This window comes from Haloferula sargassicola (assembly GCF_040362925.1).
Lineage (GTDB): Bacteria > Verrucomicrobiota > Verrucomicrobiia > Verrucomicrobiales > Akkermansiaceae > Haloferula > Haloferula sargassicola.
Genome location: NZ_BAABRI010000007.1, coordinates 54687 through 79886, shown reverse-complemented (window position 1 = coordinate 79886; position 25200 = coordinate 54687). Strand labels below are relative to the sequence as shown.

Genomic DNA, 25200 nt, shown 5'->3' with positions numbered 1-25200 from the left:
CCGCTCAGATTTCCTCCCACTCGCCGAATTTACGGAACTTCTCGTACCTCGCTTCGAGCAGCTTGGCGGTGGAGAGCTTCGACAGCTCGTCTATGGCCGTGCCGACCGCCTCGGCCAGGGCCTCGGCGGCGGCCTTGTGGTGGTGGTGGGCACCGCCTTCGGGCTCCTTGATCACGCCGTCGATCAGGCCCAGCTGAAGCAGGTCGGGCGCGGCGAGCTTCATGGCTTCGGCCGCCTCCGGGGCGTGCTTGCGGTGTTTCCAGAGAATCGCGGCGCAGCCCTCGGGGCTGATCACCGAGTAGTAGGCGTTCTCCATCATCAGCACGCGATCGGCCACACCGATGCCGAGGGCTCCGCCGGAGCCGCCCTCGCCGAGGACCACGGCGATGACCGGCACCTTGAGCAGCATCATCTCGCGCAGGTTGTAGGCGATGGCTTCGGCGATGTTCCGCTCTTCCGCGCCGATGCCGGGATAGGCTCCGGGCGTGTCGATCATCGCGACCACGGGCAGGTTGAACTTTTCCGCCAGCTTCATGAGGCGCATGGCCTTGCGGTAGCCCTCGGGGTGGGCGCTGCCGAAGTTGCGGCGGAGGTTTTCCTTGGTGTCGCGGCCCTTCTGGTGGCCGATCACCACCACCTTGCGTCCGCCAAGAGTGGCGAAACCGCCGGGCATCGCCTCGTCATCGCCGATCCGCCGGTCTCCGTGAAGTTCGCAGAAGTCGGTGAAAACCTGGGCGAGGTAGTCGAGCATGAACGGGCGCTGGGTGTGGCGGGCGATCTGGACCCGCTGCCATGGGGTGAGATTCTGATAGATGCTGCGGCGGGTTTCCACCAGCTTCGCTTCCATGGTGGTGATTTCCGCGGACATGTCGATGTCCTGCGAATCGGCCTTGGCCCGGAGCTTTTCGAGCTCGCGCTCGAGTTCGACGATCGGCTTTTCGAATTCCAACAACTGCATGGGTGATCAGGGAAATGGGCCGCGGAACGTGCCCGTGGCGGGAGGCTACTGCCCGGAACGGCGGATTTCCACCTCATTCCCCGGCCGCAGCAGCAGGGCGAGTTCCTCCATCTGTTCGGGCCTCAGGTAGACACCGGGTGCCAGATCCTCAACGGCGGTGGCGGAGGCCCCGGCGATCTCGAGCGCGGGCTTCGCCAGCATCAGAATCTTGGCCGCGCCGCGGTAAGCGGGGTTGCTGGGCGGCACGCGCTTGCCGTCCACCTCGCCTTGCTTCGAGTCGATCTTGGTCTTGCCGTCGGCCTTGAGGCCGACCATGGCCACCGCCGGATACTCGGCGACGAAGCTTTCACCATCCCAGACGGAGATCGTCTTGCGGTCCGGCTCGATCAGCAGGCGGAAATTCAGCGGCATCAGCAGCAGCTCGTCGCCGGGCTGGAGGTTGCCGAGGTCGAAGAGCCCGTTGAGGTGGACGATCATGTCCAGCGAGGTGTCGTGGCGGGCGGCGATCGCGAGGTAGGAATCGCCGCGCTGGACCTTGTAGAGCGTCTTGCCCTCGGGATGGGCAGGCGAAAGGACCTCGTCGAGATTCATTTCGCTGAGGATGCGACGGCTTTCCGGGGCCGCGGAAGAACGCGGGTAGAGGGTGGCGATCTGCTTGAGGCGGTCGCGGGCGACGCTCAGATCGCCGACGGCGAGCGACTGGCGGGCCTTTTCGAAGGTCTTCACGCCCGGGTCGATCTCCGGGGTGCCCGCGCTTGGCTTGGGCAGGGTGACCATGGGGGCGGCGACGGTTTCCACCGGGATCCATTTGGAAAACTCGCCGGCGATGGGTTTTTCCCGCACGTGCCGGACCATCAGCAGGGTGAAAACCACCACGCCGGCGACCACCAGACCTGCCAGGATCCGGATCAAGGTCCAGAGACTCATCGGCGCGGATGATTCAGAGAAGACCCCGACGCTGGAAGTCGAATCCGTTGATCGGCATCGAATGCTCGATCATTTCCAGCACGAACTTGAACAGCGAGACCTCCCAGGCGTCGTCAACGCCCTCGATGATGGCCTGGGCGGGGTTTCCGCGCTGCCGGGCATCCTCCAGCACCCGGCCGCGGAGATCATCCATCGAGGAGGTGACCAGCTCCTCGCTGACCTGGCCGCGGGCGAAACGGAAGCCATACTGGAGAAACGCGAGTTTGTGGCCGGCCTCGCGCATTTTGGCGACGAGGCGCTCGAAGCGCTCCTTCGCGCTGTCGTCGAAGCCCTCCATTTCGATGTCGCTGAGTCCATCGGGGCGGACGATCCGCGGGCGGACGGCCTCGATTTTGCCGGTGCGCACGCGGATGCTGCCCACGCTGTCCATCAGCTCGCTGAGCATCAGGAAATCGAAGCGGGTGTCGCCGAAGGTGTCGATCCGGCGGTCGGGCGTCAGGAGCACCGTGGTGGTCTCCATGGCATACTGGACGTCGTCGCGTGAGTGCATGGGCGAACTTTCCCCGGATTCCGGGATGCGCAAAGAGCGAAGGGCGGACCCGTCTCCGGGCCCGCCCCGCGGGAAAAACGATCGATCCGGCAGCGGCGATCAGCCTTGGGCGCCCTTGACGTAGGTGATCACGTCACCCACGGACTGGAGCTTCTCGGCCTCTTCGTCGGGCACTTCGATTTCGAACTCTTCTTCGAAAGCCATGACCAGTTCGACGGTGTCGAGCGAGTCCGCGCCGAGGTCCTCGATGAACTTGGCTTCCGGGGTGACCTGATCGGCGTTCACGCCAAGTTGGTCGACGATGATATCTTTGACGCGGTCTTCGATGCTCTTGTCAGACATGGATGTAGCTAGTGATGGTTGCGTGAGGAGGGATTACGCGATGCCGAGCGGCCTTTGCAACCCCGAAAAAGCTGCTGTCACTCCCTGCCGGCTTTCGCCTGCTCCGGGGCTTCCGGTTCGCTTTCGGCCGGCTTTTCGTAATCGATCACCTCGCCGGAAAAGCCTGCCAGCACGGCTTGCATCAGCTTTTCCGCCGGTTGGTCGTCCTCGGTTTTGAAGCCCCCGTAGGTCAGGCCGTCGATGCGGATCTTCCGCTCGCCGCCGCCCGGGGCGTCCGCCCATGCGAAGGCCAGGCCCTTGTTTTGCCAGCGGCGGAGGTCGATGCGCTTCAGGTCGGACAACGCCACCGGCTTGCCGCCGGGCGGGAAAAGCGTGCCGTTTTCCAGCTTGAGCGAGCGCCCGAGGGTGCGGATCAGCACGAACAGCGCACCGAGCGCGAGCACCAGGCAAATCCAGAACACCACCCACTGCTCGAAGATCTTCTGGGCGATGAAATCGTGCTCCGGCACCTTGGCCTTCATGCCGACCTTTTCCCGGTAGGGATCGAAAAGCATCGTCCGTGGGTTTTCCGCGCCGGCCTTCATCGCCTCGTAGTCGCCGAGGATTTCCGGCCACTCCAGGCGCTCCGGGGTGCCCACCGGCAGGATCGAGCGGTCCTCGGGCAGCGTGATTTCCCGGCCGGCGGCGTATTCGCGCCACTCGGCGGGGCTCACGTCGCCCTGCTTGGCGGAAAATTCCTGCGAGGCCTCCTCGAAGCCCTTCCAAGTGTACCAGGCAAGGTTCTGGTCCCGGTAGCCCCACTTGCCGTCCTTGAAAAACATCGCCGCGAAGATGCCGAACATCAGCAGCATGGCCACCGCACGCAGCAGGAACCAGGGGGTGGGTTTGCAAACAATCGCGTCGCTCATGGGTTCGCAGGCACACAATCGGGAGCGGCGGGGATTGGCAATCCCAAAGCCCTTTGACGAGGCGGGCCGGCGCCTCCACACTGCCGCCGCCCGATGGCCTTTTCCTCGACACTCCAAGACGCGCTCGACCGTCCGAGCCCGCTGCTGCGCCGCTTCCAGTCGCTGATCGAGCCCTGCGACGACGCCCGCCTGCGCGCCCTCACCCACGAGGCCCGCGCCCTCACCCGCCGCCATTTCGGCCGCACCATGCGCCTGTTCGCCCCGCTCTACGTCTCGAACGAGTGCGTCAACAACTGCACCTACTGCGGATTCTCCCGCGACAATCCGATCCTCCGCACGACTCTCAGCGTCGACCAGGTCGTGCGCGAGGCGCGGCACCTCCACGGCCTCGGTTTCCGCAACATCCTGCTGGTCGCCGGCGAGCACCCGAAATTCGTCTCCGACGGCTACCTGCAGGAATGCCTCGACGCGCTCCGCCCCTTCATCCCGACCCTCGCGCTGGAGGTCGGACCGATGGAGGACCCGCAATACGCCGAGATCGTCTCCCACGGTGCCGAGGGGCTGGTCGTTTATCAGGAAACCTATGACCAGGCCACCTACGAGCAGCTGCACACGGCGGGCCCGAAGAAGCGATTCGACTGGCGCCTCGACTGCCCCGAGCGCGCCTACAAGGGCGGCTTCCGCCGCATCGGCATCGGCGCCCTGTTCGGGCTGGCGGGCTGGAAAAAGGAAGCGCTCAGCCTCGCGGCGCACCTCGAATACCTTTTCAAGCACTGCTGGAAGGCGCAGCTCACCGTCGCCTTCCCGCGCATGCGCCCCTACGCGGGAAACTACCAATACACGCCGGACCCCGACCTGTTCCTTTCCGACCGCGTCCTGATCCAGCTGGTGGCCGCCTTCCGACTGGTATTTCCGCAGGTGGGCATCGTCCTCTCCACCCGCGAACCCGGTCCGCTACGCGACGCGCTGGCACCGATCGGGATCACCCAGATGTCCGCCGGCGCGCGCACCGAGCCGGGTGGCTACACCGGTGCGGGGCACGATGACCTCCACCTCACCGTCCGTGGCCGCCGGGTGGAAATGGAGAGCCAGAGCGGCTGCGAGCGCGCCACCGAGCAGTTCAAGATCAGCGACGCCCGCGGGCCCGCGGAAATCGCCTCCATGCTCCGCGGCCAAGGCCTCGAACCGGTCTGGAAGGACTGGGACGAGGCGATCCTCAACTCCGTTTCCGCCTGACGATGACCATCACCCTCAACGGCGAATCCACCGAGCTTCCCGGCGACGAGATGCCGGTCCCGAAGCTTCTCGAAACGCTCGGCCTCGGCGGCAAGCCGGTCGTCATCGAGCTGGACCGCGAGGCCCTGCCCCCCGGCGACCACGCCAAGCGCAGCGTCACCGACGGCTCGGTGATCGAGATCGTCACCATCGCCGCGGGCGGCTGAGAAAAAGGGCGGGCATCGCTGCCCGCCCTTCGGAAAAAACTCAGACCGCTTCCGGTTTCCAGCCCTCGTGGTATTCGCGGCGGAGGAGCTTGTCGGCTTCCGGATGCCCGCGGACCTTCATGCCCTTGGAATCCCAGTCGACCTTCTTGCCGAGGCGCACGGCCAGGTTTCCGGCCAGCACCATCTCGGTGAGCGGGCCGGCGTGATCTTCGAAGTTGGAGACCGGCTTCGGGCCCTCGCCACGGATCGCGCGGGCGAGTTCCTGGGTCGGGCCACCCTTCACGCGCTCGTAGACCGGCTTGATGGTGCGGGCCTTCTTCTTGAGTTTCTCGTCGAAAAGCTCCGGCGGGCGCGAGCAGTAGGCATCGGAGCAGTACATGACGCCCTCGGTGCCGACGAAGACCTGGCCGAACTCGTGGTTGAGTTCGAGGTCGTCCGGGATGCCCGGCGGACGGATGAAGTCCTTGTCGGTATTCGGGTCGCCCACGCCGTCCTGCCACAGCACCTTGACCGGGCCACGGCGGCCTTTTTTCGGAAACAGATACTCGATGGTCGCGCGGCTCGGCGCAGTGACCTCGTCGAACTCGCTGACCCGGCTGGCCTCGACGATGAAGTCGCCCTTCAGATCAAGGCCCCAGAAGGCCGAGTTGAAGCTGTGGCAGCCGATGTCGCCGAGCGCGCCGCAGCCGTAGTCCCAGAAACCGCGCCAGGCGAAGGGGTGGATGCGCGGGCTGTAGTCGCGGCGCTGGGCCACGGAGCCCTGCCAGACCTCCCAGTTGAGGGTGTCCGGCACCGGTTCGGTGGGGAAATCGAGGCCCTTGCCCTGCGGCCAGATCGGGCGGTTGGTCCAGTAGTGGACTTCGGTGACTTCGCCGATCAGGCCGGCCTCGATCCATTCGCGCAGGATGCGGGTGCCGGCGGTGGTCGCGCCCTGGTTGCCCATGACGGTCATCAGGCCCTGCTTTTTCGCCACATGGGCGAGCGCGCGGGCTTCCCAGATGCGATTGCACAGCGGCTTCTGCACGAAGACCGGCTTGCCATGGCGCATGGCTTCCAGCGCGATCGGAAAGTGCATGTGATCGGCCGTGGAAACGGTCACCACGTCGATCTTGTCCGCGATGTCCGCCAGCATCTCGCGGAAGTCGAAGTAGCGCTTGGCATCGGGAAAAGCATTGAAGGCATCCTGGGCGCGGACGTGGTCCACGTCGCACAGGGCGATGATCTGGTTGCCGTTGGCGATTTCAGAGATGTCGCCGCGTCCCTTGCCGCCGCAGCCGACCGCCGCGACCTGCAGCGCCTTCGAGGCGTTCTTCGATTTTCCGAGCAACAGGTTCGGAAAAGCCGCGACGCCGGCGGCAATCGAGGAAGACTTGAGGAAATGACGGCGGGAGAAGTTCAGGCTGTTCATCGCGATGGCGTTCCTACGTCCCCTCGCGCGCGATTCTTTTCAGGCCGTTTCAAAGTATTTTCCGGGGATTCCTGCCATGGAGGATGATTGTCCGGACAGCCGAACATTTCGCTGGAAAGATCGTCCTCGAATTCCTAAAAACTTCGACGCTGTTCCGCCTCCTTTCCCACAGGCATGCCCGCAACCAAAGAGCACACCCACCACATCCGCATCCGCGATACCCAACTCGAAATGGACGGCCCGTCCACCAAGGGCGGCGACGACGTCGAAGGCCGCCTGCGGGTCGCCCAGACCCAGCTCGAAGAGCTGCAGGCGCAGAGGGAGGAGCTGGAGCGCCTCAAACAGGAAACCGAGCGGCTCAATTTCCGCCGCCGTGAACTGATCGGCTCGCAGGTCGAGATGACCGAGCGCCTGTCGTCCTCGCTGACGCTGATCGACCGCCAGGTCTATGAGATGCGCCAGGAAATGGACGACCTGGAGCAGTGCCGCAAGTGCTTCGCTGGCCACCTCGGGAAGATCGAAAAGCTCAACCCCGAAGGCTGGTCGCGCGACCAGCTTTCCGGCCAGCTGGACCGCGCCCTGGCGATCGTGGAGCATGCCGAGGACGAGTATTCGCAGGCGGCCGAGCATTTCGCCCGCACCCGCAGCGCCTCGATTTTCCAAGGCGTGCGCCGCTCGCGGGGCGGGTCCGGCGAGTTCAAGCAGCAGCTGCTCCGCGGCCTCGCCTTCAACCTGCCGGTCATCGCACTCGGCACTCTCGCCCTTGTGATCTGGCTCACCCGCTGATACGCGGCACCCCATGGCCCGGAAGAAGTCCAGCGACGAACTCGACCAGCTCGCCGATGCCAGCCGCGAGCTGGAGGAAAAGATCGCCGAGCTCGAGGCCCTGCCGAGCCAGCTGGAGCTGGAGCTGCTCGAGCGGGAATCGACGATTCCGCCGCCCGACGACCTGATCGACCGCGACCGCCACCGCCGCTTCGAGGAGCAGGCGGCGCGCGGCGAGATTCGCAACGAACGCCGGGCGCAGGGGCGCAGCCTGATGCTGATGTTCCTGATGCTCGGTGCCCTGGCGGCCGTGATTTCCTGGGTGATCGAGCTGGCCGGGCGCTAGGCGCCGAAATGGTGGCCCGAGCGGGTGAGATCGACCCGCCCGTCCGGAAGGAACTCCACCCCTTCCCCGCGCAGCAGCGATTCCTTGCGCGCGAGGGACTCGCCACGGGTCCGGCCCTGATAGCCGCCGAGGTCGCCATCGGTGCGGACCACGCGGTGGCAGGGCACCTGCGGCGCATCCGGATTCCGGCGCAGCGCCTGCCCGACGGCCCGCGGCGACCCGCAGCCGATGGAGCGCGCCAGTTCCTTGTAAGTGGTCACTTTCCCGGCCGGGATTCCGCCCAGCGCGTCGTAGACCGATTGTGCGAATAAAGATGGCTTGTTTCCCGACACCTTGCGTCCAGCTTAAGCGGAACTTGTCATACGTCACTCCATGATTTGCTCCCTGATCGCCGGAACCGCATTCGCCGCCCTGCCGCCCGCCCCGATGGAACCGGAGGAGCTGGATATTTCCGCCTACGTGAACGTCGCCAGCCTGCGGGCGACGCACACCTTCGGCATGGATTTCGACCAAGGCATCGGCAGCATGGATTTCACCAACGTCGGTGCCTTTTCGCTGCTCGGCCAATTCCATGCGCCCGGCGGCTTCACCTACATCCCGGCGCTGACCTACGACTTCTCCCATTTCAATCTGGAAAACGCGCCGCCCGGCCTGTCGCTCGCCGCGCCCGATCTCGAGGATCCGCTGCACCGGGTGGACCTCTACAATTTCCTGATCAAGCAGACCGACAGCGGATGGATCTACGGCGCGATGCTCACGCCCGGCATTCACTCGTCGTTCGAGGACCTCAACAGCCGCGACCTCTTCCTCTCCGCCGCGGTGGCGGTGGGCTATCGATTCTCCGACTCGCTGCTGGGCGGGCTGATGGTTTACGGCTCGGACCTCACCAATGACCCGACGGTGCTGGTCAGCCCCGCCTTTCTTTGGGAAATCAACGACGACTGGACCACCTTCTTCTACGGCACGCGCTTCGTGCTGCGCCGGAGTTTCGGCGAGGACCGCTCGATCGGCGTGGAGGCGGCCTACAACGGCGGGCACTGGAGCACCAAGTTCGCCGGCCAGGATGCGCAGCTCGACTTCGCCTCGACCCGTGCCGGCCTGGTCTACCGCCAGCGGCTCGGCGCGGACGTGTGGTTCGATCTTTCCGCCGGTTACACCTTCGGAAACGAACTGCGCTTCCGCTCGGCCGGCGGCCGGGACATCATCACGCCGGGTCTCGGCGATGCCTCCGGTGCCCCCTACGTGCGGCTAGGCCTGACGGTCGGCTCATGGTGATCAGCCGGCCTTCTTCGACTCCAGGCGGGTCTTCAGCTCGCCCCACTGCTCGCGGCTGACGATGTAACCCACGCATCCCGGTCGCCCGCAGCGGCAGGGGTGGTCCTCGTAGCAGTCGATGTCGAAGCCGTAGTCAAAGGTCAGCTCGTCACCCGCCTTGATGTCGGTCAGCGAGTAAATGACGATTTTTTTCCCGACGATCCACGCTTCGCAGTTCGGCTCGCAGGAGTGATTGATCAGGCGGGCGGTGTTCCACGGGACGTTGCCGTCGATGTCCCACTTCTCGTCGAGGGTGAAGATGTAAACGGCGGCGTCGCCGGTTTTTTCCGCATGCTCGGCCTGGGCCCAGGCGCGGCGCTCGCTTTCCTCCTTGGAGATGACCTCGCCGATGTACTCGATGATCTCCGTTTCCGGTGCGATGTCGCGCGTGGCGTAAACCCCGCGGCCGTGGATCACCGAGCCGCGCACCTCGCACAGCTCGCTTTGTCCGCGTTCCCACAGCTTGCGCAGCTTTTTGTGGAGCTTCGCCTCCTGCTCGAGCTTGCTGGTCTTCTTCTTGCCGCCCATGTCGGTGTGCTTGCGGGTTACTTCACTTCCTCGCGCTTCACCTCGGGCAGCTCGATGTTGGCCGGCAGCGAGGTGAACATCAGCCGCAGGTCCGCGACTCCGACATCGGAGCCGTTGATGAATTTCCAGTTGTTGCTTCCCTTGTCGGAGATCGCCACCTGGTAGCCGTAGCTATCGATCAGGATCGGCTTCGGGTGGCCTTCCTGCAGCACGCGCATGCGGGTCACGGTGGGCACCAGCACCAGCCACTTGGTGTAAACGGTGGCCCCATCCTGGCCCGCGCCCGGCCAGACCTCGTGCGAGCGCGGCACGCCGTAGGTTTTCACCGAAATCACACTGATCCCGCTGCGGGCGAGCAGGTCGCCGATGCCGCGCAGGCTTTCCTCCAGCTTCTCCATGCCGCCGCTGCGCTTGGCCATCCGCGCCTTCCACTGCGGATACATGCTATCGACCGCGGCCTGATGGTGGCCGTTGACGATTTCCGAACCCAGATCCTGCACGGCTTTCTCGGCGGACTTCACCACCTCCACCGGGGCCGCGTTTTGCGAAAAGCTCACGCCGACCGAAGCGATCCAGACCCAGACGAAGCACATCCAAACTTTCATGCCAGACGCATGAACCCGCCCCTCTCCGAGGTCAAGCACGCCGGAATTCCACGGAATCGCCGCCACGCCACAAATCCGCTTGGCTTACCGGTCCCGGCTTTGACAGCTTGGCCGCCGCATGTCGAAGCAGGCACTAGGCAAAGGGCTCGGCGCCCTCATCCGGAAGCAGGACAACGCCCCGACGCCGGCGGCGGAAGGCGATGGCGCCGGCCACGCCCGCGAGGTCGAGATCGACCGCGTCGTCCCCAGTCCGCTCCAGCCCCGGACGCACTTTGTGGAAACGCCGCTCGACGAGCTGGTCGAATCGATCCGCCAGCACGGCATCATCCAGCCTCTGATCGTCCGCAAGGTCGATGGCAAGTACGAGCTGATCGCCGGCGAACGCCGCTGGCGGGCCTCGAAAAAGCTCGGCCTCAAGACCGTGCCGGTCATCGAGCGCGAGGCTTCCGATCGCGACGTGCTGGAAATGGCGCTCATCGAGAACCTCCAGCGCGAGGACCTCAACCCGATCGAGGAGGCCGCCGGCTACGTCCGCCTGGCCAAGGAATTCTCGATGAAGCAGGAGGAAATCGGCGCCCGCGTCGGCAAGTCGCGCGCCAGCGTGGCCAATGCCATGCGGCTCCTCGAGCTGCACCCGGACATCCAGGTGATGGTCGCCCAGAGCCGCCTCAGCGTCGGCCACGCCAAGGCCATCCTGGCGGTGAAGGACAAGGACGTGCAGCTGCTGGCCAGCGACCAGATCCTCAAGAAATCCCTCACCGTCCGCGCTGCGGAGAAACTGGCCCAGGAACTCACCAACGGGGGGGGCGACACCAGGAAATCCGCCAAGTCGGGTGCCGCGGGCCACAGCGAGGCGGATGCCCACCTGCGGGCGATCCAGAACCGGCTGCGCGACCATTTCGCCACCCATGTGGTCGTCCAGCACGGCGCCAAGAAGGGCAAGATCGAGCTTGAATACTATGGCAACGACGACCTCCAGCGGATTCTCGAACTGCTCGGCATCGGGGAAATCTGACCCGCTCCGATTCCTCGCCGTTTTCTCCTTCATCGCGCTGCTGCTCGTTTCCTGCAAGGACGGCCAAGCCGCGCCCTCGGCGGCCGAATCCGCCGCTCCGTGGAAACCGCTGCCCGCCGGGCTGTCCGATCGTTTTTCCGACGAAAAGGCCTACCAGCACGTGTCCCGCATCGTCTCGATCGGTCCGCGGCCACCCGAGAGCGAGGGCTTCGAAAAGACCCTCCGCTACCTCGAGGAGCAGCTCACCGCCTGCGGGTGGACGCCGCAACGCCAGCCCTTCCGCGCGGCCACGCCGGTAGGTCCCGTTTCCTTCACCAACCTGATCGCCCGCCACCAGGGCGACCGAGCACCGTCCACTGTGGTCCTCGGCGGCCACATCGACTCGAAGAAGATGGACGTCCCCTTCGTCGGCGCCAACGACGGCGGATCCTCCACCGGCATTCTGCTGGAACTCGCCCGCGTGCTCGATTCCGAGCCGGGCGCCGCGGACGGCATCGAGCTCGCATTCTTCGATGGCGAGGAGGCGATGCGCCCGAACATCACGCCGCGCGACGGGCTTTACGGTTCGAAGTACTACGCTCATAGCATTTCCGCCCGCCCCGCCCGGCCGCGCTTCGGCGTGGTGCTCGACATCGTGGGTGACGGCAAGTTCCCGCTCTTTTTCAATGCCGACACCCCCGCCCCGTTCCGCGAGGCGGTGGTTGCGGCGGCCGACGAGATCGATTTCCCGCAAGGCTTCGGTCCCTCGCCCGGCCTCATCATCGACGACCATGTGCCGCTCCAGCAGGCCGGCATTCCCTGCCTTCACCTGATCGGCGATTTCACCGTCATCGACTACTGGCACACCGAGCGCGACACCTTGGAAAACATCAGCCCGGAGATGCTCGGAAAGGTCGGCCGGTTGACGCTGGATTTCCTTTCCACCCAAGGGCTCGCGGACTCGCCGGGCAGCCCGGCGGGGAAAGCGGAAGAAGAGTGATTTTTCGGTTGTCAAAGACCGGAGCACAGCCCTAAATCCGCGCCCACGTCACCGGAGGGCACCAAGGCTCGGTAGCTCAGTTGGTAGAGCAGCGGATTGAAAATCCGCGTGTCGGCGGTTCGATCCCGTCCCGAGCCACCATCCTCATCTCCCGGCGTTTCCCGCGTCGAATGGGCGGCACTCTTGAAGGCGCACCTCGTTTTTCTGCCTCGTGGGCGTACACGATCCGGCCTCCCGTGCCGGAGGAGCCGACAGGGAGGCCGTGTGATGGGAACGAAGGGGCTCTTCCGAGCCCTTAGCCGCGCCTCCGGCGGGCCAGCAGGCCGAGCGAGCCGAGGACACCGAGCATGAGGACGCGCGGCTCAGGCACCACGGAGATCACGCCGCTGCTGGCGAACTGGCTCGTGTCCCAGCTCTGGCCCGGATTCAGCGGGGCCTGGGTGAAATCGAAGTCCGGAGTGCCCGAGAAGCTGCCGAAGTCCGCAATGTCGAAGCTGTCGCCGCTCGAGGGGCTGTAATTCAGATAAATCTGGATCATGCCGTCGATGGTCAGGCTGTTCGTGATGTTGAGCCGGTCATTGATGCCATTGGCGTCGATTTCGACGAGATACATGCCGCCCGAGTCGATCGTCATGGCCGTGGCGCCGAAAACACCCACGGAGTTTCCGGGAGAAACGGTGCCGCTGACGCTGATGATGCCGGCGAGGATGCCGTTGCCGCCGATGACGGCGTCGCCCATCACGTTGGTCGAGGTGGTGCCACCGAGCGCGCCGTTGACATAGAGGCTGCCGGCGGAAACCAGCACCGTTCCGGCAAAGTTGGAGTCACCGTTGAGCGACAGGCTGCCGGCTCCGCTCTTCACCAGATCGCCGGTGCCGGTGAAGACCTGGTCGGAGCTCAGGTCGAAGCCGTTGCTATCGACCTTGAGACCGCCGGCCTGGATCTCGGCGGTATCGAGCGCAGTGATGAAGCCGCTGTCATTTCCCGAGGCGACGATCTGGGTGCCGTTGAAATACACGTTGCTGGAGCCCGCGCCGGCGGTCCCCTCCCGGTTCAAGCCGGAGATCTGGTGGGTACGCAGCGTGCCGCCATTCAGGCGGGTGGTACCCGTCGCGCCCGCATTCAAACCCACCCGGACGACCCCGGCCCGAAGCTCCGCGGTATTCGAGAGCGTCAACGCTCCGGTTCCGTTTTCGGCCACCTCGAGGGCGGCGGTGGCGACGTTGATCAGTCCACCCGATTGGTTGACGGTTCCGGTGCCCGTGGCGCCGATCACGAGGTGCTGGGTGGCGGCATTGTGGTTCCACGTGCCGCCGGTCATGTTCACGATTCCGGTGCCGTTCTGGCGTCCGACCGAAACCCAGCTGTTGGTGGTGAGCGTGCCGGCCCCGAAGGTCTGCGTGGCGTTTCCTCCGCCCTGCCCGACCATCAGCTCGCCGTTCACGACCAGACTGCCGCCGGTCTGGCCGAGCGATCCGCTGCCGCCATCACCGATGATCAGGGCGGCCCCGTTCTGGGTGAAGGTGCCGCCGGAGACGTTGAGGTTTCCGCTCGCGCCGCTACCGCCGAAGGTGGTCCAGCCATTGGTCGAGATGGAGCCCGCACTGAGATTCACCGTGCCGGTGCTGCTGCCGTAGCCGACCCGCAGCTCGGTGCCGCTGAGGCTGCCCCCGCCGACGTTGATGACGCCGGTGCCGCCGCTGACTTTGGCGAGCTGGATGTTGCCGGTCACGTTGACTGCTCCGGCGTCGATGTTCAGGGTCCCCCGGCTGTTGTCACCGGAGTCGGTGATCCGCAGGTCGGAGGAAATGTTCAGCGACCCGTTGGTGTTGACGTTGACCACGCCCGTGCCGCCCCCCCGCCCGATCATCAGGTTGCTGTTCACGTTCATCGTGCCGTCGCCGGTTCCGAAGGTGGTCAGGGTGCCGCCGCTGGCCGCGGTGTCGGCCAGGTTGTAGGTGCCGATGCCACCGGCGTTGAAGCCGACCGTCATCCAGTTTCCCGCTCCGGTCTGGGCGGTGCCGGCGGTGTGGTCGAGGCGTCCGGCGACGTCCATCCCGACCTGGATGTCGGACGGCGTAAATACGCTGTCCGCCGAGATCGTCGGGATGTTCGGCCCGGTGGAGTTGAGAATGGCCCAGCCGCCGGGAAAGGTGTCGTGGGTCCAGTTGGTGGGGTTGTTCCAGTCGGAGTCGGCCTCGCCGTCCCACGACTCGTCGGCCTGGGCCGGGAGGGAAAGCAGGGCGGTGAGCGCTCCGGCCACGCCGAGACCGCACGAAGCGGCGGTTCTCAGCAAGTTATGTCGGGAGGTGAGGGAGTTTTCAGGGAAGGCGGGGGTTTTCATCGGTCGTTTGGGTTGGGGCGGTGAAAACCCGGGACAACGCCGGTTTTCACCCTCATGAAGAGATATGCGGAAGACGGCCGAAGAATCCGCCAGGGAAAGACATGCATTCCCCGGCGGCGAGTCTTCGGTGGCGTGGTTCAGGGATTGATGGTCGCCCGCAGGAAGCCACGGCTTGGCAGGCCGTCGGATCCATCCAGACGGAAGCTGCGGTATTCGTAGCCCGAGGGTGCGGTGGGCAGGCCCGTGGTGACCGGAGCGATCGGCGTCACGCCGATATCGAACGCGCTGAGCGCCGCGCTCCCTTCAACCGAGTAGGTGAAGCCCTCGACGGATGCCGTCGCCGGATTGCCGGCCGTGAAGGCGGGCGTGCCGGAGCGGACCGCGACGGTCATCACCAGTTCCGGCTCGGTCCCCGCGTCGTCGCTGTCGGCCTGGAGGGCGAAGATCAGCGCATTGCTGCCACCATCGGTCGGATCACCGCCGAAGCCGAACTCGATGTTGTTGGGCTGCCCGTCGCCATCCGGATCGGCACCGATGGCGCCATCGGTGGCCGGATTCAGGCCGAAGGAAGCCGCCCAAGTGTCGTAGGGAGTGGCACCGCCGCCGACCAGAGCGATCTGGTTCGCGCCTTGGTAATGGTAGTCCACCGAGTAACCGGCCGGAACATCGACTTCACTGAAGGTGCCGACGAGGCTGGTATAACTGGCGATCACGTAGACGGGTCCGGTCGGCGCGGAGAGTTCGTCGAAATCGAGGGTGGCGCCGGTGACCGTCAGCGTGCCGGTGACATTGAGGCGGTCGGCCGCGCTGCCATCGATTTCGCAGCGATAGGTGCCCGCGATCACGGTGTTGCCCGCGGCCAGCGTTCCCGCCGAGCTTCCCGGGTTCACGCTCGCGCCGGCATCGACCTGCAGGCCGCCGGACAGGCTGCCGTTTCCGCCGAGCACGCCTTGGCTGACCACGGTGGTGCCGGCCATGGCGCTGGCTCCATCGAGCGTCAGGGTTCCGACGCCGGTTTTGGTCAAACCGCCCTCACCACTGAAGACCTGGGCGACGGTGACATCGAAGCCATTGGTATCGATGGTGCCGCCGTTGGCGCTGACGGTGGCGGTGTCCACCGTGAGGAAATCACCATTCGCGGCCCCAGCCACCAGCGTGCCTCCATCGAAGTGGAAGGCGCTCGCTCCCTCGCCCCCGAAGAGACGGTGGGTGGTCATCGTTCCGCCGGCCATGAGGTTGATGGTCCCGTCGGCGTCGGCGAATTGGCCGAGGTTGGTCTGGTCGCCCACGTCGGACACGCTGCCGCCGGCGATGTTCAGCACACCGATGCCCGACTCCCCGACGATGATATGACGCGCGGGATTGATGTTCTCCAGCACGCCGCCATTGACGTTGATCGTGCCGATCGCGGCCACGTCGTAGCGGCCGAGAGACAACCAACCGGAGGAGCGGAAGGACGCCGAGTCGTTGATATTGAGGGTGCCGCTGCCGACCAAGCCAAACTGCACGTCGTTGGTGCCGGAAACGAGGAAGGCGGAACTGTCGTTGAGCGTCATCACCGAGGTCGATCCCGCGCTTTCGCCGAGGCGGAAGAGATCAGTGGTCTCCCATGTGGTGGTCCCGTTCAGGGTGACGATCTGGCTGCACTCATTGACCGTGTTGGCACCTTGGTAGCCGGTCACAAAGTTGGTGGTGGTGATGTCCGAGTCGGTGGCGGTGACTGTGGCCACGGCCCCGGTGCCATTGCCTCGGCCGACCGAGAACCAATCGCTGGTCGTGAGCGTCGCGTCATCCAGCACCAGGTCCACCGACACGTCGGGAACCGTACCGATCTGGAACTGGCCCATCATTGCGTGGCTGCCGCTGCCGGTGAGCGTGAGGGTTCCTTCCTGAACCTCGAACCCTCCAAGCTCGCCCAATCCGGTGCTGCCGTAGGTGTTGGCACCGGTGGGCGCGAGGATGAGGTTGCCGGCGCCGGTCTTGGCCAGGGTGGAGCCGGTCGAGCTGAGGAAGGTGCCGGAAAGCGTGAGCTGATCGACGACGCCGATAGCGCTGCCGGGTTCATCGACCTGGACACCCCGGTCGGACGAGGCGGCAGCTCCGCTGTAAACGAGGGCACCACCGGCGAGGCGCAGGTTTTCCGGCGCGGCAGCAGACTGCCCGAGCGGGCTCGGCTGGCCGCCATTGGCGATGCTCAGAATTTCCAGGACCCCCTCCTCGATGGAGGTGGTGCCGGTGAAGGTGTTGGGTGTTCCGAGGATCACGCTCCCGCCTCCCTGCTTGACCAAGCGTGCATCACCGCCGATCGAACCGGTGCCGGTGATGGAGTAGTCGAGCAGGTCGTTTTCAAAAAGAACGCCCGCCGGGCTGACCGCGACATCGAGTGTGATGTCGGTGGTTCCCGTGGCCCCATCGTCGAAGTTCACCCAGCGGCCATCGGCATAGGGGGCATTGTCGGAAGACGTTTCCTCATCATACCAGTTGGTCGCGGAAAAGTTCCACACGGCGGTATCGCCGTCCCACGCAAGCGCCGAGGTCGAGGTGATATTGAGCGAAATGAGGGATCCGCTGTCCTGCAGACTGGCGGTCACATTCACCGGCAGCGATCCCAGCACCGCGTCGCCGGCACCGGTCTTCGACGCGTACGAAACCAAGGGCAACATGCCGGTCTTGGGATCGGGGTCGGAGATGTTGATCGTCAGGTCCCCACCCAGCGAAAGCGTTCCCGTCACGTCGATCATCGGAGAGGTGGAAATCGAAGCTCCGGCGTCGTTGTAGTTGAAATCGAGTGACGAAGCGGCGTCGAAGGTGACATCCGTCGGGCTGAAGGAGAAGTCGCGGAGAACCTCGGCGATCCCCAAGGACCCACCGTCGTTCACCTGGATGTCACCGGTGCCCGAGGAATCGTTCGGCAGCACCAGTTTCCCGGCCTCGATCAGGTTGTCGCCCGTGTATTCAAGGACGCCGAGCAGGCTGGCCGAGCCTTCGCCGGACTTCACGACGCCGCCGGCACCGGTCAGGTCCTGGTCACCGGACACGACATAGCCGTCGGTGTCGATCAGCAGCCCGCCCGCCTCGATTTCCGCGGTGTCGATGCTGGTGAGGAAACCGGGATCATCGGCGGTGGCGATGAGCTGGGTGCCGTTGAAGTGCACCTCGCTGGTGCCTTCGCCGGGGCTGCCGCCGCGGTTTTGACCGGAGAGACGATGCGTGCGGATCGTGCCGCCATCGAGCGAAAGAACGCCCGAGGCCCCGTTGTTGAGCCCGACCCGGATGGCGCCGGCCGAGATTTCGGCGCTGCCGGAAACGTTCACTTCGGCGGTGTTGTTTTCGCCTACTTCCAGACCGGCCGTGGCGAGGTTCAACTGACCGCCCGTCAGGTTGAGGGTGCCGGGACCGGTGGCACCCACCACGATGTGCTGGCCGCCGGCGGTATGATTCCAGGTGCCGCCGCTCATGGTGAAGGCTCCGGTGCCGCCCTGGCGACCGATCGAGACCCAGTTGTTGGTCTTCATCGTGCCGGCGCTGAAGTTTTCGGTGCCGTTGCCGGAGCCCTGGCCGACCATCAATTCACCGTTCACCACCAGATCGCCGCCGGTTTGCTCGAAGGTGCTGGTGCCGTTGTCGCCGATGATCAGGGCGTCGTTGTTCGAAGTGAAGGTACCGCCGGAGATGTTGAGGTTCCCGGTGGATCCGCCGCCGCCAAAGGTCGTCCAGTTGTTGGTGGTGATGCTGCCGCCGGTCAGGTTGACCGTGCCGGTGGCGCCGTTGTAGCCGACGCGCAGCTCGCGGCAGCTCAGGGCGCCGCCTCCGATATTCAACTCGCCGGTGCCGCCGGAAACCTTGGAGAGCTGGACGCTGCCGCCCACGCTGACCGTGCCCGCGTCGAGGTTGAAGACGCCGGAGCTGTTGTTTCCGTCATCGACGATCCGCAGGTCGGCGGAGATGTTCAGCGCGCCGGTCGTGTTGACGTTGACGGTGCCCATGCCGCCCGTGCGCCCGATCATGAAATTGCTCTGGGCGGTCATGCTGCCCGAGCCGGTGCCGAAGCCGGTCAAGGTGCCGCCGGTCGCGGCCGTGTCGGCGAGGTTGTAGGTCCCCACGCCGCCGGAGCCGGCGCCGTTGAAGCCGACCGAGAACCAGTTTCCGGGGCCGGTCGAGGCGGTGCCGGCGCGGTGGTCGAGCCGGCCCGCGGCGCCATTGCCGATGATGATGTCGCTCGGCGTGAAAACGCTGTCCGCGAGGATGGTGGCGACGTTCGGCCCGGGGATGTTGATCACCGCCCACTGAGCCGCGGGAAGGGTGTCATTGGTCCAGTTGGCGGGCGTGTTCCAGTCGATGCCGGCATCCCCGTCCCAAAACTGGTCGGCGTTCACCGGGGAAATGATCGCGGAGCCGGCAAGGAGGAGGGTGGTGGTGGCGGCGGTGGTGAGGAGGGACCGGCGTGAGGTCGCCGTGGAAACGGAGAGTCCGTGGGTTTTCATGAAGTACAGTGGGTTGGGTCGGAGCCAGAGGGTTTGACTTGGGAAGGGCTCCATCCAAGTCGTGCGGAAAGTTCCGCCGTCACCCGCCAAAAAAAGTGGTTCTTTCCGCCCGGAATGAGACAACCGGAGCCCGCCAGGGCCCCGGTTGTCCGGCCGGGCCCCACGACCACCGCAAAACCCGGATCAGTGGTCGGCGGGCCCTGCAATCCAACCCGATGGCCGGCAGGCCACGTCCCTCGGTTTCCGAGGGGTCGAAAGTCTCCGGCTTCATAAAGACAAGGCGGAGTTGGTGCGCGAAACCCGCCATCTTTTCTCACCCGAGGGAGACTTGACTCCGCCTGCCGCGCTGCCTGGATGAGGCCGATGTGGTGGCTGGGCGATGATCCTGAAAGGCTGCGCCGGGTGTTCGATCTCGACCCGCCCTCCCCCGCGGCCGAGCCGCCGCCGATTCCCGTGGTGGCTGCCTGGCAGGCCCTGGAGCTCGGTGAAATCCCGGCCTTTCTGGCGCGGACCGGCTCGGCGGATGATCCGCGGGTCCTCATCCACCTCGGGCATGCCGGCCGCTCGCCCTATGAGTCGATCCGCAGGGCCCTCGCCGCCGGGGCCCGGTTGCCCTCACAGCTGGTCGTGGTCAGCGGCAGCGGCGAGGGCCTGCGCGGCCACCGCGATCGATCCTGGGCGGCGATTTCCGGAAACCTGCACATGAGCGTGCTGCTCCGCCGGCCGCTGCCGATCTCCCAGGTGGGAGCCGGGCTGTCGATGCTGCCCTCGGTCGTGGTCGCCGACTGGCTGTCCGGCCGCCTCCCGGTTCGGCCGGAAATCAAGTGGGTCAACGATCTGGTGGTGGATGGCCGGAAAATCGGCGGCGTGCTGGCCTCCAGCGCCATCCGCGGGTCACGGTTCGAGGACTGCCTTTTCGGCATCGGACTCAACCTCGCGGTGGCACCGGAGATCGAGCCCGATGTCTTCGTCCCCGGCACCACCTGCGTGGCCGAGTGGATCGAGCCACCGGCCGTCGGCATCGTCGCCCGCGAGCTGCTGGACGGCCTCGACCGCGCCTTCGAGCGCCTGGAGCACGATGGTTGCGAGCCGATCCATGAGCGCTACCGCCAGCACTGCCACGGCATCGGGCGGCCGGTCCGGGTCTGGGCCGATGAGCCCGGCGATCCCCTGCGCCGCCCGCCCCTGGCCGCGGGGACGCTGGAGGACGTGCTGCCCGACCTCCACCTGCGCGTTTCGGGCACGGCGGAGGCGATCGGGCGGGGAAGGCTGGCTTTTGAGACCGACATCCGGCAGCACATGACGCGGCGCAGGAGCTGAAAATCCGGCCCGAACCACGAGGCGGACGGGGCCTGCAAAATTCCCTCGACGCTTGTCGGATTTCCGATTGACACCCTGTGGGCCGCTCCATAGCTTGCCCGCCCTTCCGCACCCGGGGCCCGCACCGCCCGGCAGAATCCGTGGAAGCCGACGCCAACGACATGAAGACCTTTTCCGCCAAACCGACCGACGTCGATCGCAAGTGGTATGTGATCGATGCCGAAAACAAAGTGCTCGGCCAAGTCGCCGTTGAGGCCGCCCGCCTCCTGCGTGGCAAGCACAAGGCCATTTTCACGCCGCACATCGACACCGGCGACTTCGTCGTGGTGATCAACGCCGACAAGGTCCGCCTGACCGGCAACAAGGAGCGCGAGAAGATCTACACCCGCTTCACCGGCTACGTCGGTGGCCAGAAAGTGGAAACCCCGCGCATGGTGCGCAAGCGCCGCCCGGTGCTCCTTGTCGAGCGCGCCGTGTGGGGCATGATCCCCAAGAACCGCCTCGGCCGCGCCCAGTTCGGCAAGCTCAAGGTCTACGCCGGTGCCAGCCACCCGCACGAAGCCCAGCAGCCGGAAGCCTACGAGGTCGCCTGAGCCTGAAACTCCCATCCTAATTTTCCCATGAGCGCAGCAGCAGCAGCCACTCCCGTTCTCTCCGCCACCGGCCGTCGCAAGACCGCCGTCGCACGCGTCACCCTCACCGAAGGCTCCGGCACCATCACCATCAATGGCCGCCCCTTCGAAGACTACCTGGCGACCCTCCAGCTTCAGAACACGGTGCTGGCCCCGCTCCAGACCGTCAACGCCACCAACCGCTACGACGTCAACGTCTCGGTCAAGGGCAGCGGCCTCCAGGCCCAGGCCGGTGCCATCCGCCTCGGCATCGCCCGCGCGCTGACGATCTCCGACGCCGAGCTGCGCAAGGAGCTCAAGCCCCACGGCTTCCTCCGCCGCGATCCCCGCATGAAGGAGCGCAAGAAGGCCGGCCGTCCCGGTGCCCGCAAGCGCTTCCAGTTCTCCAAGCGTTGATCCTTCCGGATAAACCTTTTACAAAGACCGCGCGCCTCACCGGCCGCGGTCTTTTTTTGTGCCGTCCCACCATCTCCCATCTCCCATGAAACTCGTCTCCTGGAACGTCAACGGCATCCGCTCCTGCCTCGGCAAGACGCTGCCCGACTTCATCTCGTCCCACCAGCCCGACCTCCTGTGCCTCCAGGAAACCAAGGCCCGGCCCGAGCAGGTCGAGCTGCCGCTGGAATTCGCCGGCTACCACGCCCACTGGAACGCGGCGGTGAAACCCGGCTACTCCGGCGTGGCCGTCTTTTCCCGCCGGGAGCCGATCCGCGTGACCCAGGGCATGGGCCTCGACGAGCACGATCGGGAAGGCCGGGTGCTGACGCTGGAGTTCGATGACTTCCAGCTGGTCAACGTCTACACTCCCAACGCCCAGAACGAACTACGGCGGCTGCCGTACCGGATGGAGTGGGACATCGCCTTCCGCGGCTACCTCAAGTCGCTCGAAGCCCAGGGCAAGCCGGTCATCTTCTGCGGCGATCTCAACGTGGCACACCAGGAGATCGACCTCGCCCGCCCCAAGGCGAACCGCTTCAGCGCGGGCTTTTCCGATGAGGAACGCGCGGGCTTCTCCGCGCTGCTTGAGGCCGGCTTCACCGACACCTTCCGGCATTTTCACCCGGACCGCACCGAAGCCTACTCGTGGTGGAGCTTCCGCGGTGGGGCACGGGGCCGCAACGTGGGCTGGCGCATCGACTACTTCGGCGTTTCCGAGGCGCTCAAGCCGCGGCTCAAGAATGCGGCCATCCTTCCGGAAATCACCGGCTCGGACCATTGCCCGGTGACCTTGGAGCTGGGCTGAGGCCGCCGGAAGGCTGACGGACTTCCGTGACAACCGGGGCGGCCGGCTTCGTATGGAAAGGGTCTGCAAAAACCCAAAATCATGCGACCTACCCTGCTCCTTGCCGCCCTGCTAGCGGGACCCGCCCTGGCGGTGGATCCTGCCGTCGACCTTCGCGTCAGCGAAGGCTTTGTGAATCCGATCGGCTTCTATGACAGCTCGCCGACCTTTTCGTGGAAACTCCCGCCCACCGGCGGCGCCGCCTTTCAAAAAGCCTACCGCATCGTGGTCGCCAGCTCGGAGGAGAAGCTCTCCGGCACGCCCGACCTGTGGGACAGCGGCAAGGTCGGCTCGGGCGACTCGGTCTGGCTCCCCTACCACGGCAAGGCGCTCGACTCCCGCCGGTCCGTCTTCTGGCGCGTCAAGTTCTGGGACCAGGACGGCCAACCTTCGCCTTGGAGCGAGACGGCCCGCTTCGAACTCGGCCTGCTGGAGGCGTCCGACTGGCAGGGCTCGTGGATTCACATGACGCCTCCCCCGCCGCCGCCCGGCCCCGAAGTGACCGTGGAAAAGGCCATCTACGTGCCCGAAGGCCACCCGGACAAAGCGGTCGATCTCACCTCCGAGTTCCGTCAGCGCCTCGAAGAAGGCAAACCTCTCATCGCCGCCAACAACGACCTCGCCGGCGGTGACCCGATGTTCGGCGTGGTGAAAAAGCTGCATCTCACGCTCACGCGCGACGGCGAGCGGAAGGAACTCGTTCTCGCGGAAAATGAAAGCTACAACCTGCAGACCGGAGAGGCCGGCGGCGACCAGCCTCGCTTTGTCCCGGAGCGGCTGCGCAAGGAGTTCGAGGTCACGAGCAAGGTCGCCAAGGCCCGCCTCCACGTCACCGCGCGCGGCGTTTACGAGGTCCGCCTGAACGGCGGCAAGGTCGGCGAGGACTTCATGGCACCGGGATGGACGCCTTACGAAAAGAAGATCGAAACGCTGGCCTACGACGTGACCGGCCAGCTCCGGCAGGGCGACAACGCGCTGGCCGTGGAGCTGGGCGAGGGTTGGTTCGGCGGCCGCCTCGGCTGGGGCACGCACAATGCCGGCCGGGTATCGCCGCAGCTGCTGCTGCAGCTGGAAATCGAGTACGAGGATGGCAGTACTTCCGTGGTGGCCAGCGACGGCTCGTGGAAGGCGACGAACGAGGGGCCGATCCGCTTTTCCGGCATCTACGATGGCGAAATCTACGACGCCCGCCGGGAGATGCCGGGCTGGGACAAGGCGGGCTTCGATGACTCCTCGTGGCAACCGGTCACGGCCACGAAGCCCGATGGCAAGGTCCGCATCGCGCCGAAGCGGCATTTCCCCACCCGCATCGAGCGCGAGCTGCCCGCCGTGGCGGTCACCGAGCCGGCCTCCGGTCGGTTCGTGTTCGACCTCGGCCAGAACATGGTCGGCTGGCCGAAGCTCCGGATCCCGGTGAAGAAGGACGCCGAGATCACGATCCGCTTCGCCGAGATGCTGGAAAAGGACGGCACGCTCTACACCGCGAACTACCGCAACGCGAAGTCGACCGATACCTACACCGCCGCGGCCGGCGGCACCGTGGAGTGGCACCCGGTCTTCACCTTCCACGGCTTCCGCTACGTGGAGCTCAGCGGTTTCCCGGAAGGCACCAAGCCCGACCTCGGCTGGGTCACCGGCGTGGTGCTCCATTCGGACTTCCCGTGGACCGGCTCGTTCGACTCCTCCCACGAACTCCTCAACCAGCTCCAGAGCAACATCCAGTGGGGCCTGCGCGGGAATTTCCTCGACGTTCCCACCGACTGCCCGCAGCGCGACGAGCGCCTCGGCTGGACCGGCGATGCGCAGGTGTTCGCGCCGGCCGCGGTCTACAATGCCGGCGTCCACGCCTTTTTCGCCAGCTGGCTGGAGAGCATGCGCCTCGATCAGCATAACGATGGCTCGATTCCCAACGTGATCCCTAACGTCCTCAACGACGCCTGCGGAGGGCCCGGCTGGTCGGACGCCGCCACGGTCATTCCCTGGGAAATCTACGTCCGCACCGGCGACCTCAACCTCCTCGCCGAGAACTTCGACATGATGCGGCGCTGGGTCGGCTACTACGAGAGCAAGGAAAAGGACGGCATCGTCGACATCACCGCGTACGGTGACTGGCTCCAGCCCTACCCGCAGAACCAGGACTCCCGCGCCGACACGCCGAATGATCTACTGGGCACGGCGTACTTCGCCCGCTCGACCCACCTCACGGCCCTCGCCGCCGAGCGCCTCGGGAAAAAAGACGAAGCCTCCCGGCTCGTACGGCAGGAGCAGAGGATCGCGAAAGCATTCACCGCCCGGTATTTCGATGACGATGGCAAGCTGACCACCCCGGTCGAGACCCAGACCGGCTACCTGGTCGCGCTCGGCTTCGACCTGCTGCCGGAAAAACTCCGCCCGCTGGCCCTCGGCCACCTCGAGCGGATGCTCGAGGAGTCGGAGGGCCACCTGCGCACCGGCTTCCTCGGCACTCCGCTGCTGGCACCGGTGCTGGACCGCTTCGGTCGCACGGACCTTGCCTACACCGCCCTGTTCAAGGAGAGCTATCCCTCGTGGTTCTACTCGATCCGCCAAGGTGCCACCACCATGTGGGAGCGCTGGAACAGCTACAGCCACGAGGACGGCTTCGGCAATCCGGGCATGAATTCCTTCAACCACTACGCCTACGGCGCCATCGGCCAGTGGATGTACGAACGCATCGCCGGCCTCGCGCCCGATCCCGCACAGCCGGGCTACCGGCACCTTTTCATCCAGCCGCAGCCGGGCAAGCCGCTCGACCGAGCCCGCACCGAGCTCAAGACACCCTACGGACTGGCCTCCAGCGGGTGGAAAAAGACGGGCGACGGGATGGAACTCGAGGCGGTGATCCCCCCGAACACCACCGCCACCCTCCGCCTGGCACCGGCCGATGGGAAAACCCTCAAGGTCAGCCGTGAGGGCAAGTCCGCCACGCTGCGCATGGTGGACGGACTGGCCGAATTGGATCTGCCCCCCGGGAGCTACCGGATGCACGTCGAGGGCCTGAAGATCGTGGACTAAGCCCGTCCTGCGTGCTGA

General features: G+C 65.7%; 23 protein-coding genes and 1 tRNA gene. 13 read left to right on the top strand and 11 right to left on the bottom strand.

Annotated features, from left to right (window positions below; genetic code table 11):
* Positions 1-4: 4 nt before the first annotated feature.
* The 5 genes from ABXH26_RS07410 to ABXH26_RS07390 all read right to left on the bottom strand — a co-directional run bounded on the left by ABXH26_RS07410 (position 5) and on the right by ABXH26_RS07390 (position 3685).
* A complete protein-coding gene (locus tag ABXH26_RS07410) occupies positions 5-958 on the bottom strand; it encodes an acetyl-CoA carboxylase carboxyltransferase subunit alpha (RefSeq protein WP_353566411.1) in 954 nt (317 codons plus the stop codon).
* A gap of 45 nt (positions 959-1003) precedes the next feature.
* A complete protein-coding gene (locus ABXH26_RS07405) occupies positions 1004-1885 on the bottom strand; it encodes a LysM peptidoglycan-binding domain-containing protein (RefSeq protein WP_353566410.1) in 882 nt (293 codons plus the stop codon).
* A gap of 13 nt (positions 1886-1898) precedes the next feature.
* Positions 1899-2435: a hypothetical protein gene (locus tag ABXH26_RS07400; RefSeq protein WP_353566409.1), complete on the bottom strand. Its 537-nt coding sequence runs from the start codon at positions 2433-2435 to the stop codon at positions 1899-1901.
* Between the two features lie 99 nt (positions 2436-2534).
* Positions 2535-2777: an acyl carrier protein gene (locus ABXH26_RS07395; RefSeq protein WP_338685674.1), complete on the bottom strand. Its 243-nt coding sequence runs from the start codon at positions 2775-2777 to the stop codon at positions 2535-2537.
* 77 nt (positions 2778-2854) lie between these two features.
* Positions 2855-3685 (bottom strand): hypothetical protein, encoded by an 831-nt coding sequence (locus tag ABXH26_RS07390; protein ID WP_353566408.1) that lies wholly within the window; start codon positions 3683-3685, stop codon positions 2855-2857.
* A 93-nt stretch (positions 3686-3778) separates the two neighbouring features.
* Here ABXH26_RS07390 and thiH point away from each other — a divergent pair, with 93 nt between their 5' ends.
* Complete coding sequence (thiH, locus tag ABXH26_RS07385; RefSeq protein WP_353566407.1) at positions 3779-4921, top strand: 2-iminoacetate synthase ThiH; 1143 nt, start codon at positions 3779-3781, stop codon at positions 4919-4921.
* Between the two features lie 2 nt (positions 4922-4923).
* Entirely contained in the window at positions 4924-5127 is a 204-nt protein-coding gene (gene thiS / locus ABXH26_RS07380; RefSeq protein ID WP_353566406.1) for a sulfur carrier protein ThiS, read from the top strand.
* Positions 5128-5167: 40 nt separating this feature from the next.
* On the opposite strand, the gene ABXH26_RS07375 is transcribed toward thiS, so the two are convergent.
* Positions 5168-6535 carry a Gfo/Idh/MocA family protein gene (locus tag ABXH26_RS07375; RefSeq protein ID WP_353566405.1) on the bottom strand — a complete coding sequence of 456 codons (1368 nt, stop codon included), beginning with the start codon at positions 6533-6535 and terminating at the stop codon, positions 5168-5170.
* A 174-nt stretch (positions 6536-6709) separates the two neighbouring features.
* On the opposite strand from ABXH26_RS07375, the gene ABXH26_RS07370 reads away from it, so the two are divergent.
* Both ABXH26_RS07370 and ABXH26_RS07365 read left to right on the top strand, forming a co-directional pair.
* Complete coding sequence (locus ABXH26_RS07370) at positions 6710-7321, top strand: hypothetical protein (RefSeq protein WP_353566404.1); 612 nt, start codon at positions 6710-6712, stop codon at positions 7319-7321.
* A gap of 13 nt (positions 7322-7334) precedes the next feature.
* Positions 7335-7646, top strand: coding sequence for a hypothetical protein (locus ABXH26_RS07365; protein ID WP_353566403.1), 312 nt, complete (start codon positions 7335-7337; stop codon positions 7644-7646).
* On the opposite strand, the gene ABXH26_RS07360 is transcribed toward ABXH26_RS07365, so the two are convergent.
* Positions 7643-7978: an MGMT family protein gene (locus tag ABXH26_RS07360; protein ID WP_353566402.1), complete on the bottom strand. Its 336-nt coding sequence runs from the start codon at positions 7976-7978 to the stop codon at positions 7643-7645. The genes ABXH26_RS07365 and ABXH26_RS07360 overlap by 4 nt on opposite strands.
* A 40-nt stretch (positions 7979-8018) precedes the next feature.
* On the opposite strand from ABXH26_RS07360, the gene ABXH26_RS07355 reads away from it, so the two are divergent.
* Complete coding sequence (locus ABXH26_RS07355) at positions 8019-8921, top strand: DUF6268 family outer membrane beta-barrel protein (RefSeq protein ID WP_353566401.1); 903 nt, start codon at positions 8019-8021, stop codon at positions 8919-8921.
* On the opposite strand, the gene ABXH26_RS07350 is transcribed toward ABXH26_RS07355, so the two are convergent.
* Positions 8922-9488 carry an SET domain-containing protein gene (locus ABXH26_RS07350; RefSeq protein WP_353566400.1) on the bottom strand — a complete coding sequence of 189 codons (567 nt, stop codon included), beginning with the start codon at positions 9486-9488 and terminating at the stop codon, positions 8922-8924.
* A 17-nt stretch (positions 9489-9505) separates the two neighbouring features.
* A complete protein-coding gene (locus tag ABXH26_RS07345) occupies positions 9506-10093 on the bottom strand; it encodes a hypothetical protein (RefSeq protein WP_353566399.1) in 588 nt (195 codons plus the stop codon).
* 118 nt (positions 10094-10211) lie between these two features.
* Here ABXH26_RS07345 and ABXH26_RS07340 point away from each other — a divergent pair, with 118 nt between their 5' ends.
* From ABXH26_RS07340 to ABXH26_RS07330, 3 genes are all read left to right on the top strand, one after another.
* Positions 10212-11108 carry a ParB/RepB/Spo0J family partition protein gene (locus tag ABXH26_RS07340; protein WP_353566398.1) on the top strand — a complete coding sequence of 299 codons (897 nt, stop codon included), beginning with the start codon at positions 10212-10214 and terminating at the stop codon, positions 11106-11108.
* On the top strand, positions 11053-12087 hold the full coding sequence (locus tag ABXH26_RS07335; RefSeq protein ID WP_353566397.1) for a M28 family metallopeptidase: 1035 nt from the start codon (positions 11053-11055) through the stop codon (positions 12085-12087). Before ABXH26_RS07340 ends, ABXH26_RS07335 begins: the two co-directional genes overlap by 56 nt.
* Before the next feature lie 65 nt (positions 12088-12152).
* A tRNA-Phe gene (locus ABXH26_RS07330) sits at positions 12153-12228 on the top strand.
* A 154-nt stretch (positions 12229-12382) separates the two neighbouring features.
* Here the strand turns inward: ABXH26_RS07330 and ABXH26_RS07325 are convergent.
* Together ABXH26_RS07325 and ABXH26_RS07320 are read right to left on the bottom strand one after the other, a co-directional pair.
* The gene (locus ABXH26_RS07325) at positions 12383-14431 is read right to left on the bottom strand and encodes an autotransporter outer membrane beta-barrel domain-containing protein (RefSeq protein ID WP_353566396.1); all 2049 of its coding nucleotides are present in this window, start codon (positions 14429-14431) and stop codon (positions 12383-12385) included.
* A 137-nt stretch (positions 14432-14568) separates the two neighbouring features.
* A complete protein-coding gene (locus tag ABXH26_RS07320) occupies positions 14569-18915 on the bottom strand; it encodes a beta strand repeat-containing protein (protein ID WP_353566395.1) in 4347 nt (1448 codons plus the stop codon).
* Positions 18916-19269: 354 nt separating this feature from the next.
* On the opposite strand from ABXH26_RS07320, the gene ABXH26_RS07315 reads away from it, so the two are divergent.
* The 5 genes from ABXH26_RS07315 to ABXH26_RS07295 all read left to right on the top strand — a co-directional run bounded on the left by ABXH26_RS07315 (position 19270) and on the right by ABXH26_RS07295 (position 25182).
* Positions 19270-20235, top strand: a complete 966-nt coding sequence (locus tag ABXH26_RS07315) for a biotin--[acetyl-CoA-carboxylase] ligase (protein ID WP_353566394.1) — start codon at positions 19270-19272, stop codon at positions 20233-20235.
* Between the two features lie 161 nt (positions 20236-20396).
* A complete protein-coding gene (gene rplM, locus ABXH26_RS07310) occupies positions 20397-20828 on the top strand; it encodes a 50S ribosomal protein L13 (RefSeq protein ID WP_353566539.1) in 432 nt (143 codons plus the stop codon).
* 27 nt (positions 20829-20855) lie between these two features.
* Positions 20856-21263, top strand: coding sequence for a 30S ribosomal protein S9 (rpsI, locus tag ABXH26_RS07305; RefSeq protein WP_353566393.1), 408 nt, complete (start codon positions 20856-20858; stop codon positions 21261-21263).
* Between the two features lie 85 nt (positions 21264-21348).
* The gene (locus ABXH26_RS07300) at positions 21349-22110 is read left to right on the top strand and encodes an exodeoxyribonuclease III (RefSeq protein ID WP_353566392.1); all 762 of its coding nucleotides are present in this window, start codon (positions 21349-21351) and stop codon (positions 22108-22110) included.
* 81 nt (positions 22111-22191) lie between these two features.
* Positions 22192-25182, top strand: coding sequence for a family 78 glycoside hydrolase catalytic domain (locus tag ABXH26_RS07295; protein ID WP_353566391.1), 2991 nt, complete (start codon positions 22192-22194; stop codon positions 25180-25182).
* Positions 25183-25200: the final 18 nt, after the last annotated feature.